This window comes from Rathayibacter sp. AY1A7, from assembly GCF_002930845.1.
In the GTDB taxonomy this organism is placed as follows: Bacteria; Actinomycetota; Actinomycetes; order Actinomycetales; family Microbacteriaceae; genus Rathayibacter.
In genome coordinates this window covers 374,236-390,861 of sequence record NZ_PSTL01000001.1, presented here as the reverse complement: position 1 = coordinate 390,861, position 16,626 = coordinate 374,236, and the positions used below count along the sequence as shown (strand labels likewise).

The window sequence follows — 16,626 nt, the reverse complement described above, 5'->3', positions numbered from 1 at the left end:
CGGTCGTCCTCCGGCGTCAGAAGCCCAGGCGCCCCAGCAGCTTCGGGTCGCGCTGCCACTCCTTGGCGACCTTCACCCGGATGGAGAGGAACACGCGGCGGCCCAGCAGGCGCTCGATCTGCTCGCGGGAGACGGCTCCCACCTCGCGCAGGCGCTGGCCGCCCTTGCCGATGATGATGCCCTTCTGGCTGTCGCGCTCCACGAAGACGTTGGCGTAGATGTCGATCAGCGAGCCGTCCTCGCGCTCGACCATGTCGTCGAGCGTCACGGCGAGGGAGTGCGGCAGCTCGTCCGAGACGCCCTCGAGGGCGGCCTCGCGGATGAACTCGGCGATCCGCGAGGACAGGTCCTCGTCGGTCACCGCCTCCTCCGGGTAGAGGGCGGGCGAGACGGGCATCAGGCGCAGGAGCTCGACGGCCAGGACGTCCAGCTGCTCCTCGGTCACGGCCGAGATCGGCACGATCGTGTCCCACTCGCGCAGCTCCGAGACGGCGAGCAGCTGCTTCGCCACGGACTTCTTCGAGGAGAGGTCCACCTTCGAGACGATCGCGACCTTCCGGGCGCGCGGGAAGGAGTCGAGCTGCTCGTTGATGAAGCGGTCTCCGGGGCCGATCGGCTCGTCCGCCGGGAACAGCATCCCGATGACGTCGACGTCGCCGAGGGTCGAGGTGACGAGCGAGTTCAGCCGCTCGCCGAGGAGCGTGCGCGGCCGGTGGATGCCGGGGGTGTCGACCACGATCAGCTGGCCGTCGGTGCGGTGCACCACTCCGCGGATCGCGCGCCGCGTGGTCTGGGGCTTCGAGCTCGTGATGGCGATCTTCTCGCCGACGAGGGCGTTCGTGAGCGTCGACTTGCCCACGTTCGGGCGGCCGACGAAGGACACGAAGCCCGCCCGGTAGGGAGCGGCGGCGGGAGTGGTGTCGGTCATCGTGCGTCCTCGTGCTGATCGCCCGTGGCTCCGCGGGTGGGAGCCGTGCTCGGGCTGGGGGTGGTGGTGCCGCCGTCCGCGATGATCGCGACGGGGCCGGTGCCGGGCTCGCCGGCGGTGTCCAGATCGGGATCGCGGCGGACGATCACCGTGGAGATGGTCCCACGGCGCGGGTCCGCCTGCTCGGCCTCGAGCAGCACTCCGCCGATCCGCGCCGTCGCGCCGCGCTCGGGGAGGCGCCCGTAGGCCTTGGTCAGCAGTCCGCCGACCGAGTCGACGTCGTCGTCCTCGAGGTCGAGCTCGAACAGCTCGCCGAGCTCGTCCACCGGCAGGCGCGCCGAGACGCGGTAGACCCCGGGCGCCGTCTCCTCAAAGAGGTCGACCTCGCGGTCGTACTCGTCGGAGATGTCGCCGACGAGCTCCTCGATAAGGTCCTCCAGCGTCACCAGGCCCGCGATGCCGCCGTACTCGTCGACCACCATCGCGAGGTGGTTGGACTCGAGCTGCATCTGGCGGAGCAGCTCGTCGGCCTTCTTCGACTCGGGCACGAACAGCGCCGGGCGCGCGAGATCGGCGACCGTGTCGTCGTCGTCCGGCCGCTCGTAGGTGTGCCGGGCCACGTCGCGCAGGTAGAGCACGCCGAGGACGTCGTCGACGCCGTCGCCGATGACGGGGAGCCGGGAGATGCCGCGGCTCAGCAGGAGCCCCATGCCGGCGCCGACGGAGGAGGTCGCCTCGATCGTCACCATGTCGGTGCGGGGCACCATCACCTCGCGGACGAAGGTGTCGTTGAACTCGAAGATCGAGTGGATCAGCTCGCGGTCGTCCTGCTCGAGCACGTCCTGCTCGGTCGCCTCGTCGACCATGCTGAGCAGCTGCTCCTCGGAGGAGAACCCCGCCGAGCGCCCGGTCCCCGGCGTCACCCGGTTGCCGAGGGCCACGAGCCCGTGCGCGACCGGACCCAGCGCGAGCCGGAGCACGTGCACGAGCGAGGCGCTGGTGGACAGGACCGCACGCGCGTTCGCGCGCCCGACGCTGCGGGGGCTGGAGCCGACCAGGACGAACGAGACCGCCGCCATGATCAGGACCGCCAGCAGGAGCGCGAGCCAGAGCTGCGGGACCTCGACGACCAGCACCGTGGTGACGAACACCGCGGCCGTCGTCTCGGCCGCGATCCGCGAGAAGTTGACGACGTTGACGTGGGCGCTCATGTCGCCCGCGATCGCGCGGAGAGCGCGGGCGCTTCGGGAGTGCTGGGCCATGTCGAGCAGGTCGCTGCGCGAGAGGACGCCGAGTGCGGCGTCGGTCGCGGCGAACCAGCCGCCGACGGCGACGAGCGCGAGGGCGGCGATGAGGAGCTGGAGAGTGGGCACGGCGCGCTCTAGCGGCGTCGCTCGCTGATGTGGAAGCCGACCAGGATGTCGCGCTGGATGCCGAACATCTCGCGCTCCTCCTCCGGCTCGGCGTGATCGAAGCCGAGCAGGTGAAGGAGCCCGTGGGCGGTCAGCAGCTGCAGCTCGTCGAGCACGGAGTGGCCGGCCGACTCGGCCTGGGACTGCGCGACCTGCGGGCAGAGCACGATGTCGCCGAGGAGCCCCGCGGGGGTCTGCTCGTCCTCGGTCCCGGGACGCAGCTCGTCCATCGGGAAGCTGAGCACGTCGGTCGGCCCCGGCTCGTCCATCCACTGCACGTGCAGCTGCTCCATCGCGCCCTCGTCGACCAGCACGATCGCGAGCTCGGCGTCGGGGTGCACGTGGAGCGAGTCGAGCGCGTAGCCGGCGAGGCGCAGCAGGGCGGCCTGGCCGCGGCGCTCGGCGCGGTTCGCGAACTCCCGGGCCTGCTCGCGCTCGAAGTGCTGCGCCTGCTTCTGCTGGTCGTACTCGGTGTACGCGTCCACGATGCGGCCGACCAGGCTGTGGCGCACCACGTCCTCGCTGGTCAGGCGCGAGAAGTGGATGTCGTCGATGCCGTCGAGCACGCGCGTCACGAGGCGGAGTCCGCTCGCGCCGGTCGGCAGGTCGACCTGGGTGATGTCGCCGGTGACGACCATCTTGGAGCCGAAGCCGAGGCGGGTGAGGAACATCTTCATCTGCTCGGGCGTCGTGTTCTGCGCCTCGTCGAGCACGACGAACGAGTTGTTGAGCGTGCGCCCGCGCATGTAGGCGAGCGGTGCGACCTCGATCGTGCCGGCCGCGAGCAGCTTCGGGACGATCTCGGGGTCCATCATCTCGTTCAGCGCGTCGTAGAGCGGGCGCAGGTACGGGTCGATCTTGTCGGTGAGCGAGCCTGGCAGGTAGCCCAGCCGCTCCCCCGCCTCGACCGCCGGGCGGGTCAGGATGATCCGCTCGACCTCCTTGCGCTGCAGCGACTGCACGGCCTTCGCCATCGCCAGGTAGGTCTTGCCGGTTCCGGCCGGGCCGATGCCGAAGACGATGGTGTTCTGATCGACCGCGTCGACGTACTCGCGCTGCCCGAGCGTCTTGGGCCTCACGCTCCGTCCGCGTGCCGTGAGGATGGCCTGGCCGAACGCCTCGGCCGGGCTCACCGGCCCGCCGTTCTGCAGGATGCGGGCGGACTCTCGCACGCCCTCCGGGTCGAGATCGTGCCCGCTCGCGGTCATGCGCACCAGTTCTTCCACCAGGCGCGTCGCAGCGGTGACGGGCTCGCGCTCGCCGTCGAGCGTCACCTCGTTGCCGCGCACGTGCACCCGGACATCGGGGAATCGTCCTTCGACCGCTCGGATGAGGCGGTCCTGGGGTCCGAGGAGGCGCACCATCGCGACTCCGTCGACGGCGACGACGCGCCGCGTCGTCTCGGACGCGTCCGCGCCGGGGGCGGGACGCTCGTCGGGGCTCGCGCCCGTGTTCTCAACCGGTGGCAAGGGAGCCTTCCGTCTGGTGGCCGCCCAGGACGTGGGCGTGCACGTGGAACACGGTCTGGCCCGCCTCTTCGCCGGAGTTGAAGACGAGGCGGAACTGACCGTTGCTGTGGGCGTCGGCGAGCGACTGGGCGACCTGCACCATCTCGGCGAGCAGGGCGGGATCGGCGGCGGCGAGGGCGGCGACCGTGGCGTACTCCTGGGTCTTCGGGAAGACGAGGAGGTGGACGGGCGCCTTCGGCTCGATGTCGGTGATCGCGAGGATCCGCTCGCTCTCGAACACCACATCGGCCGGGATCTCGCCCTGGACGATGCGCGTGAAGACGGTGGGTTCGCTCATGCACTCATCTTAAACGGGGCCCGTGCGCGACGGGCGCCGCGTTCGCCCACGGCACCCTGCTCCGGCGCCCCGAGGCGGCTGTGGAGGAGCGTCACCAGCGGCCCAGGCGGGCCGAGAGGACGGCGATGGCAGCGGGACCTGCGGTCGAGGTGCGCAGGACGGAGTCGCCGAGCGCGACGGCCTCGGCGCCCGCCTCCGCGAGCAGCCGCAGCTCCTCCGGAGCGATGCCGCCCTCGGGCCCGACGACGAGCACCAGGTCGCGTCCGTCCGGGACCACCTGGGAGAGCCGCGCCTGCGCCGAGGGCTCGAGGACCAGCACCCGGGACGTCGCGGCGCGCGCGACGAGACCGCGCACCTGCTCGAGCGGCGCGACCTCGGGCACCCGGGGGCGCAGCGACTGCTTGCTCGCCTCGCGCACGATGGCGCGCCAGCGCTCGCGCCCCTTCTCCTCCTTCGGGCCGGACCACCGCGAGATCGACCGCACGGCCTGCCACGGGACGACCTCGTCCACCCCGAGCTCGGTCGCCGCCTGCACGGCGAGCTCGTCGCGGTCGCCCTTCGCGAGGGCCTGCACGAGGACCAGGCGCGGGGACGGCACCGGGGACTCCTGCACCGACTCCACGACGAGCACCACTCGCGTCGGCTCCGCGCTCTCGACGACCGCGGTCGCGACGAGTCCGCGCCCGTCGCCGACCCGGACGCTCTCGCCCGCGCGGATCCGGCTGACGGTCGCGGCGTGCCGTGCCTCCGCGCCGGTGAGCGCGAGCCGGCCCCCGACGACGAAGCCCTCGGAGTCCAGCGACTCGTCGATGTAGTGGTGCGCCACGGGCTCAGCCCAGGAAGCGGTCGCGGAGCTTGGAGAAGAGGCCCTGCTGGAAGTGGGTCAGCGCGGGCTTCTGCGGCTTGTAGTGCTTCGCGAGCTCCTGGACCAGCTCCCGCTCGCGGTGGCCCAGCTTCGTCGGGGTGACGACCTGGATGCCGATGCGGAGGTCGCCGCGTCCGCTGCCCCGCAGGCGCGTGACTCCGCGTCCCTTGATCGTGACGATCTCGGTGCTCTGCGTGCCCGGCTTGATCTCGATCTCGATGTCGCCGTCGAGCGCCTTGAGCGACGCCGTGGAGCCGAGGATCGCGTCCGTCATCTGCACCTCGAGGGTGCAGAGCAGGTCGTCGCCGTTGCGGCTGAAGACGTCGTGGTGCTTGACCTTGATCTCGAGGTACAGGTCGCCGTTGGGGCCGCCGGCCGGGCCGACCTCGCCGCTGCCGGGCATCTGCAGGCGCAGGCCCGTGTCGACTCCCGCGGGGACGTCGACGGGGATGCTGCGGCGGGCGCGGACGCGTCCCTGGCCCTGGCAGGTGGAGCAGGGGGTCGCGATGACGGTGCCGTAGCCGCGGCAGGTGCCGCAGGGGCTGGCCGTCATCACATTGCCCAGGAGCGAGCGGACCGTGCGCTGGATCTGGCCGGAGCCGTGGCAGATGTCGCAGGTCACCGGCGAGGTGCCGGGCTGGCAGCACGAGCCCTGGCACGTCTCGCAGAGCACCGCCGTGTCGACCTCGAGGTCGCGGTGGGTGCCGAAGATGACCTCGTCGAGCGAGACCTCCACGCGCAGCAGGGCGTCCTGGCCGCGCTCGCGGCGGGAGCGCGGCCCGCGGGACGAGCCCTGCGCGCCCTGCCCGAAGAAGGTCTCGAAGATGTCGCCGAACCCGCCGAAGCCCTGGCCGCCGCCGCCGAAGCCCTCCTGGGGCCCGCGGTCGTACTGCGCCCGCTGCTGGGCGTCGCTCAGGACGTCGTAGGCGTGCGTGACGAGCTTGAAGCGCTCGGAGGCGTCCGCGCTCGGGTTGACGTCGGGGTGCAGCTCGCGGGCGAGTCGGCGGTACGCCTTCTTGATCTCGTCGGCGGAGGCGTCGCGGTCGACGCCCAGCACTTCGTAGTGATCGGCCACAGGTGGCTTCGTCCTTCGTTCGTGGGTCGGTGGGCCGGGCACGGCGCACCGGGGGGAACCGGCGGGGGCCGGGAGGTCGGGCCTACTCCTCGCCGAGGAGGCGGGAGAGGTAGCGGGCGACGGCGCGCACCGCGGTGATGTTGCCGGAGTAGTCCATCCGGATCGGGCCGAGCACGCCCAGGCGCGAGACCTGGCCGCCCGCGGTGTTGTACCCGCTCGTGAGCACCGAGGTCTCCTGCAGCCCGAACGGCGCGTTCTCGCGGCCGATACGCACCGAGATGCCCCGGGGGTCCGGGGTCATCTCGGCGAAGAGGCGCAGCAGCTCCACCTGCTCCTCGATCGCCTCGAGCACGGGATAGATGCTGCCCGAGAAGTCCTCCTCGGTGCGGACGAGGTTCGCGGCGCCGGCCATGACCAGGCGGTCCTGCCGGTTGGCGCCGACCTGCTCGAGCAGGGTCTGCACGATCGGCGTCAGCACGTGGCGCCGCTCGGGGCTGAAGCGCTCCGCGACGGAGCCGAGCGTCTCGGCCGCCTGCTGGAGCCCGAGGCCCAGCACGGCCGTGTTGAGCTTCGCGCGGATCTCGCCGAGGAGCGCGTCGTCCACGTCCTCCGGGGTCTCGAGCACGCGCTGGTCGACCCTGCCGGTGTCGGTGATCAGCACCGACAGGAGGCGGCGGGGAGCGAGGGCGACGAGCTCCACGTGGCGCAGCCGCGCGGCTCCGAACGACGGGTACTGCACGAGCGCGACGCTGTTGGTGAGCTGCGAGAGCAGGCGGACGGTCTTGACCAGCACCTCGTCGAGGTCCGGGCTCTGCCCGAGGAACGTCTCGATCGCCTGGCGCTGCGCAGAGGTGAGCGGGCGCAGGTCGGCGAGCTGGTCGACGAAGAGGCGGTAGCCCTTGTCGGTCGGCACGCGGCCGGACGAGGTGTGCGGAGCCGCGATCAGCTCCTCCTCCTCCAGCTGGGCCATCTCGTTGCGGATGGTGGCGGCCGAGACGCCGAACGCGTGGCGCTCGACGATCGACTTGGAGCCCACCGGCTCCCGGTTCGCCACGTAGTCCTGCACGATCACGCGCAGGACCTGGAGACCGCGCTCCGTGACCATACGACCGACCTCCCGCCGGACTCCGAGTGCCCGCGGGCACGACCGTCTGCGGCGCTGACGCCGCGCGGAGCCTGGCACTCCGCAACTCTGAGTGCCAATCATAACCGGGAGGCGGACCGCCCGGCGGGGTTGCGCGGGGATCGGCCGGGGTGCACTCCTGCAGGGCCGCGGGGAGGAGCCCCGTCATCCCCGAGGAGGAGGTCCCGCGCGGCCCGGTGCGGAGGGAGTCGCCGCATGCCACGATGGACGCCGAGCGCACGGGGGACGCCCGTCGCCGCCGCCGGAACGGAGACCATCATGTCGGCCACCCCTCCCCCGCCCCCCGTCTACGGGACCCCGGCTCCGCCGCTGAACCCGGCGGACGAGAAGACCTGGGCGATCGTCACGCACGTGACCGGCATCTTCTTCAGCTTCCTGCCCTCGCTGATCGTCTTCCTGGTCTTCAAGGGGCGCGGACCGTTCCTCGAGGCGCACGCCAAGACGGCCCTCAACTTCCACCTGACGACGCTGATCGCCTACGTCGCCGGGACGATCCTGTCCTTCGTCCTCGTCGGCTTCATCGTGTTCCTGGTCGTGCCGATCCTGGTGATCGTCTTCGCGATCATCGCCTCGGTGCGCGCCAGCGCGGGCGAGTACTACACGTACCCGCTCAGCATCCCGTTCTTCAAGTAGCCGCGGCACCGGGGCGGCGGTGCGCCGGCCGCCCCGGGATCCGGCCTCAGCCGTCGGTGAGGCGGCGCACGACCGCGTCGGCCAGCAGACGGCCGCGCAGGGTCAGCACGATCCGGCCGCCGAGCGCCGCCCGGCCGTCGACGAGGCCGTCGGCGATGAGCCCCGCCACCTCGCTGCGCCGATCGGCGTCGATCGCGTCGATGGGCAGCCCGTCCGCCAGGCGCGAGCGCAGCAGCACGTCCTCCACCCGCCGCGTCCCCGCGTCGAGCGTCTCCCGCCCGGCAGCGGGCGAGGCCCCGGTGCTCAGCCGGTCGGCGTAGGCCGCCGGGTGCTTCACGTTCCACCAGCGCACGCCCCCGACGTGGCTGTGCGCCCCGGGGCCGACGCCCCACCAGTCGTGGCCGAGCCAGTACGAGAGGTTGTGCCGGGAGCGGTGCGCGTCGTCGCGCGCCCAGTTGCTGACCTCGTACCAGGAGTACCCGGCAGCGGCCAGGCGCGCGTCGGCGAGCTCGTACATGTCGGCCGTGAGGTCGTCGTCCGGGGTCGCGACCTCGCCGCGGCGGATCTGCCGGGCGAGCTTCGTGCCGTCCTCCACGATCAGGGCGTAGGCCGAGAGGTGGTCCGGCCGGTTGGCGAGCGCGGAGTCGAGCGACCGCTCCCAGTCCGCGAGGGACTCCCCCGGTGTGCCGTAGATGAGGTCGAGGCTGACCTGCAGGCCTGCCTCCCGCGCCCACTCGACCACGAGCGGGACCCGCTCCGGGTCGTGGGTGCGCTCGAGCGTGGCGAGGACGTGCGGCACGGCCGACTGCATCCCGAAGCTGACGCGGGTGAAGCCCGCCTCGGCCAGCGCGCGGAGGTAGGCGGCGTCGACGGAGTCCGGATTCGCCTCGGTGGTGATCTCGGCGTCGGGCGCGACCCCGAAGTGGGTGCGGAGGCCGCCCAGCATCCGCACCAGGTCGCCGGCGGGCAGGAGGGTGGGCGTCCCGCCGCCGAAGAAGACCGTGCGGGCGGGGCGCCGGGGCAGACCCGCGCGCTCGAGCACCTCGGCACCGAGAGCCATCTCGGTGATCGCCTCGTCGGCGTAGTCCTGCTGCTTCGCCCCACGGAGCTCGGTCGCCGTGTAGGTGTTGAAGTCGCAGTACCCGCAGCGGACCCGGCAGAACGGCACGTGCACGTAGAGGCCGAGGTCGCGCTGCTCCACGCCGTCGACGACGGACGCGGGCAGTCCGCCGTCGAGCGGAGCAGGATCGGCGATCGGGAGGGCGCTCCCCACGTCAGCTGACGCGCGCCGGCAGCAGCGCGCGCAGGTACTTGGCGACCTGGCGCTTCTGCACGGCGCGCAGCACCGGCGCGCCCAGGCGGTAGAGGCGGGTGGAGGGTCGCGAGAAGACCCGGATGACGAGCCAGACCGAGTCGTCCGCGCGCTTCTCGACGACGAAGGACTCCTCGCCGCTCTCGGGGTGGCCCTCGAGGGTGCCGTAGGCGAAGCCGACCTGGTCGGGCTCGTCGACGACGTAGACCACGCGGACCGGGGCGTCGAAGACGCGGCCGAGCAGGGTCACGCGGAGCACGGCGGTCACGCCGGCGGTGATGTAGGGGGTGCCGTCGGGAGCGAAGTGCTCCTCCGTCGGCCGGCTGACGAGGTCGATCGGGGTGCCCGCGGCGTCGAAGTTGACGCCGGTGTACTGCACGCCGCTGCCGCTGGTGATATCGGTCACCTCGATGCCGCTGCCGCGCTGCACGCCCCAGGTCATCAGGGAGGCGGTGGTGATGGCGAAGCGCTCGTCGCCCGAGCCGAGACGGGCCTCGAAGCGCTCGGCCGTGAAGCCGTCCGGCGGGTACTCGAGCAGGTCGGGTGCCAGAGTGCCGCCGACGGCCGCGTAGGTGACCTGCGGCTGGCCCTCGAAGTTGGAGCGGCGGATGCTCACGTCCCGACCTTCTTCCCGGACTCCTCGAGCGCGGCGCGCGTCGAGTCCGCGTGCCGGGTGGTGCTGTCCATCCGACCCAGCGTATCCGACCGTCGGCGCCCCGAGCCGGGAACGACCGAGGGCCCTCCCCCGCCGGAGCGGGAGGAGGGCCCTCGTCGTGGTGCGTGTCGGGTCAGCTGCAGGGAGTCAGCTTCGCGACGGCGTCGGACAGGGTGCCGGTGCCGCCGAGGAGGACGACGCTCGTCGCTCCGCCGGCCTTGATGTCCTGCAGCACCTTGACCGGCACGCAGGTCGGGGGCACGGCGAAGAGGGGGCTCCCCGTAAGCCCGGCGGCCGCGGCTCCCGCCAGGGCGTCGGGGAAGTTCTCTCCGGTGGCCAGGAACACGGTCTTCGACCCGCGGGGGAAGGCCGCCCGGTTGAGCTGCTCCGAGGTGTCGTAGCGGTCGACCCCGCCGATGCGGTTGACGACAGGTCCGGCCGGCACCGTGAGGGAGTTCTGGATGCCGGCGCTCACCGACAGCTCGGATCCCGCGATGGTGAGCACCGGCGGCCGGAGCCGCGTCAGGATCCCGACAGTGGTCGGGTCGGCCGCCGGGAGGCCGCCGTTCACGAGGACGACGGGGGCGGAGTTCTTGCCCGCGGCGGCGGTGGCGCTGAGCGCGTCGGGGAACTTCTCGCCGGTCGCGAGCCAGGCCCCCTTCGGCGAGGTGCCGCCGAAGGCGCTCTCGATGATCTTCCGCGACGTGTCGTAGCGGTCGGTGCCTCCGAGGCGGAAGACCCTCCCGTTCGCGTACTGGCCGAGGTCGGTCGCGAGGGCGTCGCTGACGCTGAGGTCGGAGCCGACGACGACGATCCGCTGGGGCTTGAGACGGGTGAGCTCGTCGCGGACGACCTGGCTCACCGAGTCGCGGTCGACCAGGAGGAGCGGGCCGCCCTGCTTCGCGGCGGCGGGACCGGCGCTGAGCGCGTCGGGGAAGTTCGCGCCGGTGGCGATGTAGACGACGGGGACGCCGGGGGTGTCGAAGGTCGCCTTCGAGATCTCGACGGCGGTGCCCTGGCGATCGGTGCCCGCGAGGCGGACGACCTCCAGGCCGGTGCCCGGCGTCGGGGTGGTGGTCGACGGGACGACGCGCAGCGGCGCGCGCACGATGACGCCGGTGCCGGAAGGCTGCTCCCCGCCGCGGCTGAGTCCCTTCACCTCGACCGACGGGGCGCCGAGCGGCGTCGTGTCGCTGAAGGTGAGGTAGCGGTCGAAGAACTCCTGGGTCGGGGTGATCGCGATGCCCCGGCCGTCCTGCACGACCTTGGGGACGGCCTTCAGGCGGCCACCGTCCTGCGTTCCGACCGTGGCGCTGAGGCCCGCGAGGTCGAAGAAGCCGGGGACACCGGAGTCGAGGACGATGACGTCGCCCGCGCCGGCCTCGGTGACAGTGCCGCCGCCGGCCCAGAATTCGCCGCCGGCGCGCTCGGAGGAGGTGGACGTCGACAGGTCGAGGTCGGCCTCCGCGGACCCGCTCGCAGCAGTCACCTGGAGGTCGGCGGAGAGGGCGAGGACGAAGCCGGTCCGGTCGATGCCGGACGGAGCGTAGGCGTCGGCCGCCTTCTTCTCGGAACCGTTCAGGAGGAGCGACAGCGAGGTGCCGCCGAAGGAGCCGGCGGCGCGCCCGATCGGGATCTGGATCGAGTTGGTGGCGGTGTCGACGACGGATTCGCCGCTCGCGAGGTCCGTCGCGGTGCTCCTCAGCTGCCACGTCACGACCCGGTAGCCGGGGTGCGACCACTCGGTGAAGGTGTCGGGAGCGGTGGAGTCGGGCAGCTCGACGGTCAGCGTGGTCGCGTCCCCGGGCACCAGCAGCGGCTCGGTGCCGCCGAACCGGGCGTTGTCCGACCAGGAGTAGGGCGCGGGCGCGACCGGGATCACCTTGTTCGCTGCCGAGGCCGGTCCCGCCGCCACCAGCGATCCCGCTGCGACGGCCGCGATGCTCGCGAGCGCCGCCCCCGTCCTGATCCAGCGCTTCCTCGTGCTCGTAGGCACCACGGACTACCACCCTTCGTCATGGTGGAGGACCGGTCGTCGACGCTACAGCCCCCCGTGCGGATCGGTCTCGATCCACGGCCGCGTCCTGGCGTCCGAAAGCTATCGGTCCGCTGTGAGGCGCCGCAATCCCCGCGGACACGATGTCCCGGACGGGGGGTGCGTCACCCGTCCGGGAGGGGGGACGGGCGCCGGCGACGGGGCTCGCGCTACTTCTTGTCCTTGGTCTCGACGTCGCCCGAGAGCGCGGCGATGAACGCCTCCTGGGGGACCTCGACGCGGCCGACCATCTTCATCCGCTTCTTGCCCTCCTTCTGCTTCTCGAGGAGCTTGCGCTTGCGGGTGATGTCGCCGCCGTAGCACTTGGCGAGGACGTCCTTGCGCATCGCGCTGATCGACTCGCGGGCGATGATCCGGGCGCCGATGGCGGCCTGGATCGGCACCTCGAACTGCTGACGCGGGATCAGCTTGCGCAGGCGCCCCGTCATCAGCACGCCGTAGGCGTAGGCCTTCTCCCGGTGCACGATCGCGCTGAACGCGTCGACCTGCTCGCCCTGCAGCAGGATGTCGACCTTCACGAGGTCGGCCTCCTGCGAGCCGGCGGGCTCGTAGTCGAGCGAGGCGTAGCCGGCGGTCTTGGACTTGAGGTTGTCGAAGAAGTCGAAGACGATCTCGCCGAGGGGCATGTGGTAGCGGATCTCGACCCGGTCCTCGCCCAGGTACTCCATGCCGATCAGGGTCCCGCGGCGGCTCTGGCAGAGCTCCATGATCGTGCCGACGTAGTCCTTCGGCGCGAGGATCGCGGCCTTGACGATCGGCTCCGTGACGGCGGCGATCTTCCCGACGGGGAACTCGCTCGGGTTCGTGACGGTGACGGTCTTCTTGTCCTCCGTCGAGACCTCGTAGATGACCGAGGGCGCCGTGGTGATGAGGTCGAGACCGAACTCGCGCTGCAGGCGCTCGGTGATGATCTCGAGGTGCAGGAGGCCGAGGAACCCGCAGCGGAAGCCGAAGCCGAGCGCCACCGACGTCTCGGGCTCGTAGACGAGCGCCGCGTCCGAGAGCTTGAGCTTGTCGAGGGCCTCGCGCAGGTCCGGGTAGTCGCTGCCGTCGATCGGGTACAGGCCCGAGAAGACCATCGGGAGCGGCTCGGTGTAGCCGGGCAGCGCCTGCGTCGCGGGCTTCGACGCCGTGGTGACGGTGTCGCCGACCTTCGACTGGCGCACGTCCTTCACACCGGTGATCAGGTAGCCCACCTCGCCGACCGCGAGACCCTGCGTCGCGACGGGCTCGGGGCTCGACACGCCGATCTCGAGGATCTCGTGCGTGGCGCGGGTCGACATCATCTGGATCTTCTCGCGCGGCGAGAGCTTGCCGTCGATCATCCGGACGTAGGTGACGACCCCGCGGTAGGCGTCGTACACGGAGTCGAAGATCATGGCGCGCGCAGGGGCGGAGGGGTCGCCGACGGGCGGCGGGATGAGCTCGGTGACGCGGTCGAGCAGCGCCTCGACGCCCATGCCGGTCTTGCCGGAGACGCGGAGGACGTCGTCCGGGTCGCCGCCGATGAGGCTCGCGAGCTCCTTCGCGTACTTCTCGGGGTCCGCGGCCGGCAGGTCGATCTTGTTCAGGACAGGGATGATCGTGAGGTCGTTCTCGAGCGCGAGGTAGAGGTTCGCGAGCGTCTGGGCCTCGATGCCCTGCGCCGCGTCGACCAGGAGGATCGCGCCCTCGCAGGCCGCCAGCGAGCGGCTGACCTCGTAGGAGAAGTCGACGTGACCCGGAGTGTCGATCATGTTCAGGGCGAACGTGCGCCCGTCGCGCTCCCACGGCATCCGCACGGCCTGCGACTTGATCGTGATGCCGCGCTCGCGCTCGATGTCCATGCGGTCGAGGTACTGCGCGCGCATCGCCCGGTCCTCGACGACACCCGTGATGCCGAGCATCCGGTCGGCGAGGGTGGACTTGCCGTGGTCGATGTGGGCGATGATGCAGAAGTTGCGGATGGACGCCGGATCGGTCGCGGCGGGCTCGAGCCCGGAGTGTGCACGTGGAGACATCGTGGGACCAGTGTCCCATGCCCGGCGGCGGAGGCCGGGACCGGCGGCTACAGATCGAGTCCGTAGGTGCGGGTGGGCTCGACGCCGGGCGGGTTCTCCCGCTCGCCGAGGCGGACGAAGCCCATGCTCTCGTAGAGGGCGTGCGCGGTGGTCATCAGCGTGCCGCTGTTCATCACGACCCGCTGGAGGCCCCGCTCGGCGGCGAGCATCAAGACGAACTCGGTGAGCAGCCGCCCGAGACCCCGCCCGCGTGCCTCCGGGGCGACGGCGAGCAGCCGCCAGTCCAGCTCGCCGGGGCGGCCGAGCTCGTACAGGTTCGCGCCCGGGCGCGCAGTGGTGACCGTCGCGAGGATCCGCCCGTCGCCCTCGACGGCGACCCAGACCTCGCCCTCGACGTCGTGCCGGGCGACCGCGGCGACGTCGGCGGCGTACTCCTCCCCCAGCTCGTAGTCGTGGGCGTAGGCGGCGAGCCGCAGGCGCGAGACCTCGTCGTACTCCTGGGCCCGGATTCGCCGGACCAGCACCTCGGCGGCGCTCATCCGCGCACCGGGGCCGGGAGAGCGCGCAGCCCGTGCTCCAGCGCGGCGGGGTCAGCGGCGAGGCAGACGCGGATCCAGCCCTCGCCGGTGCGGCCGAAGGCGCTGCCGGGAGCGACGGCGACGAGGGTCTCGAGGAGGAACGACTCGACCCAGGAGGCGACGTCCCCGCCGGTCGCGTGCGCCATGTCGATCCACAGGTAGAACGCGCCCTCGGGCTCGCGGTAGGCGATCCCCCGCTCGTCGAGCACGCCCGTCGCGAGCCGCAGGTTGGCGAGGTAGTGGTCGGAGGCGGCGGCCACCGCGTCCTGCGGCCCGGTCAGAGCGGCGAGGGCGGCGCGCTGGTCCGGAGTGGCGACGCAGCTGATCGCCGCCTCCTGCACCGTGACCATGATCGACGTGAAGCCGGGAGGCGTCACGAGGTAGCCGACGCGGACGCCGGTCATCGCGTAGGTCTTCGAGAAGGAGAAGACGCTGAGGACGCGGTCGGCGTCGTCCCCGCGCTCCTGCGCGATCGCCGCGAGGCTCACGTGCGGGCGCCCGTAGGTGAAGTACTCGTAGACCTCGTCGCTGAGCACCCACAGGTCGTGGCGCCGGGCGATGTCGAGCAGGCGCTCGAGGACCTCCCTCGGGAACACCACGCCGAGCGGGTTGGACGGGCTGTTGACGATCAGGACGCGGGTCCGGTCGGTGATCAGGCGCTCGACCTCCTCGGGATCGGGGAGGAAGGCGTCCTCAGCGCGCAGCGTGTACGGCAGGGGGACGGCGCCGATGGTCCGCGCGTTGGTCGTGAAGACGGTGTAGCCCGGGTCGGGGATGAGCACCTCGTCGCCGGGCCCGAGCAGGAGCGTCATCGCCTGGTGCAGCGCCTGCGTGGCGCCGACGGTCACCCAGACCTGCTCGACGTCCGCCTCGATGCCGTTGTCTCGTGCCAGCTTCTCGACGATGGCGCGCCGGAGCTCGGGGACTCCGCCGTTGGGCCCGTAGCGGGTGTCGTCGGCCGCCCACGCCGCCCGTGCCGCCTCGATGATGTGCGGCGCGGTCGGCACGTCGGGCTCGCCCACCGCGAGGAGGGTGACTCCGTCGAGCCGCAGCGCGATCTCGAACAGGTGGCGGATGCCCGAGGGCGGCACCGCGGAGAGGTGATCGGCGAGACGGGGCACCGGCGTCACGTTACCGGCGGGCCCGGACCGCGAGACGCCACGGCGGTCCGCCTCCCCCGGCGTGTCGCCCCGGCGCTCCCGACCCGGACGGCGCCGCACCCGCGGGCGCGGCGCGGTTGAAGGGTGACGACGGGTGCGCTAAAGTTCCTTGTTGGCTTGCGCTCCCCCTCCGGACACCCGGCAGGCGTGGAGTGATCAGAAGCCGGCGACCTCCAGTCGCACCGCAGGGCGTTCAGACGCCCGCGGAAGGGGCACTCCGTCGAGTAGCCGGCTGCACACACGCACATCCGAGAAGAAGGTAATCCACGTGGCAAACATCAAGTCGCAGATCAAGCGCAACCTCACCAACAAGAAGGCGAACGAGCGCAACAAGGCCGTCAAGAGCGAGCTGAAGACCGCCATCCGCTCGGTCCACACCGCCATCGCCGCCGGCGACACCGAGAAGGCCGGCACCGCCCTCGCCTTCGCCGCCAAGAAGCTCGACAAGGCCGCCAGCAAGGGCGTCATCCACAAGAACCAGGCCGCGAACCGCAAGTCGGCCATCGCGAAGCAGGTCGCCGCGCTGTAGTACTGCGCGAAGCTGCAACGACGAAGGGTCCGGCCTCTGGCCGGGCCCTTCGTCGTTGCAGCTTCGCGGTCGACGGGCTCCTCGTGCCTCGTCGCCCGTCGCGCAGTCGGCTTCCGCACTTGGTTGCGGTGGGAGGAGCGGGTTTCGTTCCGGGTACGACGATCCGCTGACACGCGGATCGCCGGTGACCCTGCGAGGGCATCGTCCGGCTCTCGATCGGCTGCGGCCCGGTCGGCTACCGCGGAGGGTCGCGGTGGGAGGAGCGTCCTGCGTTCCGGGTACGACGATCCGCTGACACGCGGATCGGCGGTGACCCGCACCGATCTCGACGGGCTCCTCGTGCCTCGTCGCCCGTCGCGCAGTCGGCTTCCGCGCATGGTTGCGGTGGGAGGAGCGGGTTCCGTTCCGGGTACGACGATCCGTTGACACGCGGGTCGCCGGTGACCCTGCGGGGTCGTTGTCCGGCTCTTCGT

Annotated in this window: 15 protein-coding genes and 1 pseudogene; 2 read left to right on the top strand and 14 right to left on the bottom strand. The window is 71.8% G+C overall.

Translation table 11 applies throughout. The features are described from left to right. Positions 1 to 16 precede the first annotated feature (16 nt). From era to hrcA, 8 genes and pseudogenes are all read right to left on the bottom strand, one after another. Positions 17 to 928 (bottom strand): GTPase Era, encoded by a 912-nt coding sequence (gene era / locus C5B95_RS01705; protein ID WP_104223426.1) that lies wholly within the window; start codon positions 926 to 928, stop codon positions 17 to 19. After that, complete coding sequence (locus C5B95_RS01700) at positions 925 to 2,301, bottom strand: hemolysin family protein (protein WP_104223425.1); 1,377 nt, start codon at positions 2,299 to 2,301, stop codon at positions 925 to 927. Before C5B95_RS01700 ends, era begins: the two co-directional genes overlap by 4 nt. Before the next feature lie 8 nt (positions 2,302 to 2,309). Next, positions 2,310 to 2,681 (bottom strand): rRNA maturation RNase YbeY, encoded by a 372-nt coding sequence (gene ybeY, locus C5B95_RS17765; protein ID WP_258059738.1) that lies wholly within the window; start codon positions 2,679 to 2,681, stop codon positions 2,310 to 2,312. Positions 2,682 to 2,759: 78 nt separating this feature from the next. After that, positions 2,760 to 3,704, bottom strand: a pseudogene (locus C5B95_RS01695) (PhoH family protein); the annotation flags it as partial. Positions 3,705 to 3,795: 91 nt separating this feature from the next. Then, positions 3,796 to 4,146: an HIT domain-containing protein gene (locus C5B95_RS01690; RefSeq protein WP_104348332.1), complete on the bottom strand. Its 351-nt coding sequence runs from the start codon at positions 4,144 to 4,146 to the stop codon at positions 3,796 to 3,798. 91 nt (positions 4,147 to 4,237) lie between these two features. After that, the gene (locus C5B95_RS01685) at positions 4,238 to 4,972 is read right to left on the bottom strand and encodes a 16S rRNA (uracil(1498)-N(3))-methyltransferase (RefSeq protein ID WP_104283497.1); all 735 of its coding nucleotides are present in this window, start codon (positions 4,970 to 4,972) and stop codon (positions 4,238 to 4,240) included. 4 nt (positions 4,973 to 4,976) lie between these two features. After that, positions 4,977 to 6,086 (bottom strand): molecular chaperone DnaJ, encoded by a 1,110-nt coding sequence (gene dnaJ, locus C5B95_RS01680; protein WP_104348331.1) that lies wholly within the window; start codon positions 6,084 to 6,086, stop codon positions 4,977 to 4,979. Positions 6,087 to 6,168: 82 nt separating this feature from the next. After that, positions 6,169 to 7,191 (bottom strand): heat-inducible transcriptional repressor HrcA, encoded by a 1,023-nt coding sequence (hrcA, locus tag C5B95_RS01675; RefSeq protein ID WP_104223131.1) that lies wholly within the window; start codon positions 7,189 to 7,191, stop codon positions 6,169 to 6,171. Between the two features lie 234 nt (positions 7,192 to 7,425). Here hrcA and C5B95_RS01670 point away from each other — a divergent pair, with 234 nt between their 5' ends. Further along, a complete protein-coding gene (locus C5B95_RS01670; RefSeq protein WP_244229439.1) occupies positions 7,426 to 7,863 on the top strand; it encodes a DUF4870 domain-containing protein in 438 nt (145 codons plus the stop codon). Between the two features lie 46 nt (positions 7,864 to 7,909). On the opposite strand, the gene hemW is transcribed toward C5B95_RS01670, so the two are convergent. From hemW to C5B95_RS01640, 6 genes are all read right to left on the bottom strand, one after another. Beyond that, a complete protein-coding gene (hemW, locus tag C5B95_RS01665; protein WP_104348330.1) occupies positions 7,910 to 9,136 on the bottom strand; it encodes a radical SAM family heme chaperone HemW in 1,227 nt (408 codons plus the stop codon). A 1-nt stretch (position 9,137) separates the two neighbouring features. Beyond that, a complete protein-coding gene (locus C5B95_RS01660) occupies positions 9,138 to 9,791 on the bottom strand; it encodes a DUF1990 family protein (RefSeq protein WP_244229440.1) in 654 nt (217 codons plus the stop codon). A gap of 172 nt (positions 9,792 to 9,963) precedes the next feature. Next, complete coding sequence (locus C5B95_RS01655) at positions 9,964 to 11,826, bottom strand: cell wall-binding repeat-containing protein (protein ID WP_181067966.1); 1,863 nt, start codon at positions 11,824 to 11,826, stop codon at positions 9,964 to 9,966. A 209-nt stretch (positions 11,827 to 12,035) separates the two neighbouring features. After that, entirely contained in the window at positions 12,036 to 13,886 is a 1,851-nt protein-coding gene (gene lepA / locus C5B95_RS01650; RefSeq protein ID WP_104223127.1) for a translation elongation factor 4, read from the bottom strand. Between the two features lie 47 nt (positions 13,887 to 13,933). Continuing rightward, positions 13,934 to 14,425, bottom strand: a complete 492-nt coding sequence (locus C5B95_RS01645) for a GNAT family N-acetyltransferase (RefSeq protein WP_104348328.1) — start codon at positions 14,423 to 14,425, stop codon at positions 13,934 to 13,936. Then, positions 14,422 to 15,585 carry a pyridoxal phosphate-dependent aminotransferase gene (locus C5B95_RS01640; RefSeq protein ID WP_104348327.1) on the bottom strand — a complete coding sequence of 388 codons (1,164 nt, stop codon included), beginning with the start codon at positions 15,583 to 15,585 and terminating at the stop codon, positions 14,422 to 14,424. Before C5B95_RS01640 ends, C5B95_RS01645 begins: the two co-directional genes overlap by 4 nt. Before the next feature lie 307 nt (positions 15,586 to 15,892). Between C5B95_RS01640 and rpsT the strand changes: the two genes are divergently transcribed. Further along, positions 15,893 to 16,153: a 30S ribosomal protein S20 gene (gene rpsT, locus C5B95_RS01635; RefSeq protein ID WP_097165711.1), complete on the top strand. Its 261-nt coding sequence runs from the start codon at positions 15,893 to 15,895 to the stop codon at positions 16,151 to 16,153. Positions 16,154 to 16,626 lie beyond the last annotated feature (473 nt).

What these genes read in the sequence shown, in the direction of transcription:
- C5B95_RS01690 (WP_104348332.1), bottom strand. Translation starts at nt 4,146, where the DNA reads ATGAGCGAACCCACCGTCTTCACGCGCATCGTCCAGGGCGAGATCCCG.
- lepA (WP_104223127.1), bottom strand. Translation starts at nt 13,886, where the DNA reads ATGTCTCCACGTGCACACTCCGGGCTCGAGCCCGCCGCGACCGATCCG.
- hrcA (WP_104223131.1), bottom strand. Translation starts at nt 7,191, where the DNA reads ATGGTCACGGAGCGCGGTCTCCAGGTCCTGCGCGTGATCGTGCAGGAC.
- C5B95_RS01645 (WP_104348328.1), bottom strand. Translation starts at nt 14,425, where the DNA reads ATGAGCGCCGCCGAGGTGCTGGTCCGGCGAATCCGGGCCCAGGAGTAC.
- era (WP_104223426.1), bottom strand. Translation starts at nt 928, where the DNA reads ATGACCGACACCACTCCCGCCGCCGCTCCCTACCGGGCGGGCTTCGTG.
- C5B95_RS01670 (WP_244229439.1), top strand. Translation starts at nt 7,426, where the DNA reads ATGCCACGATGGACGCCGAGCGCACGGGGGACGCCCGTCGCCGCCGCC.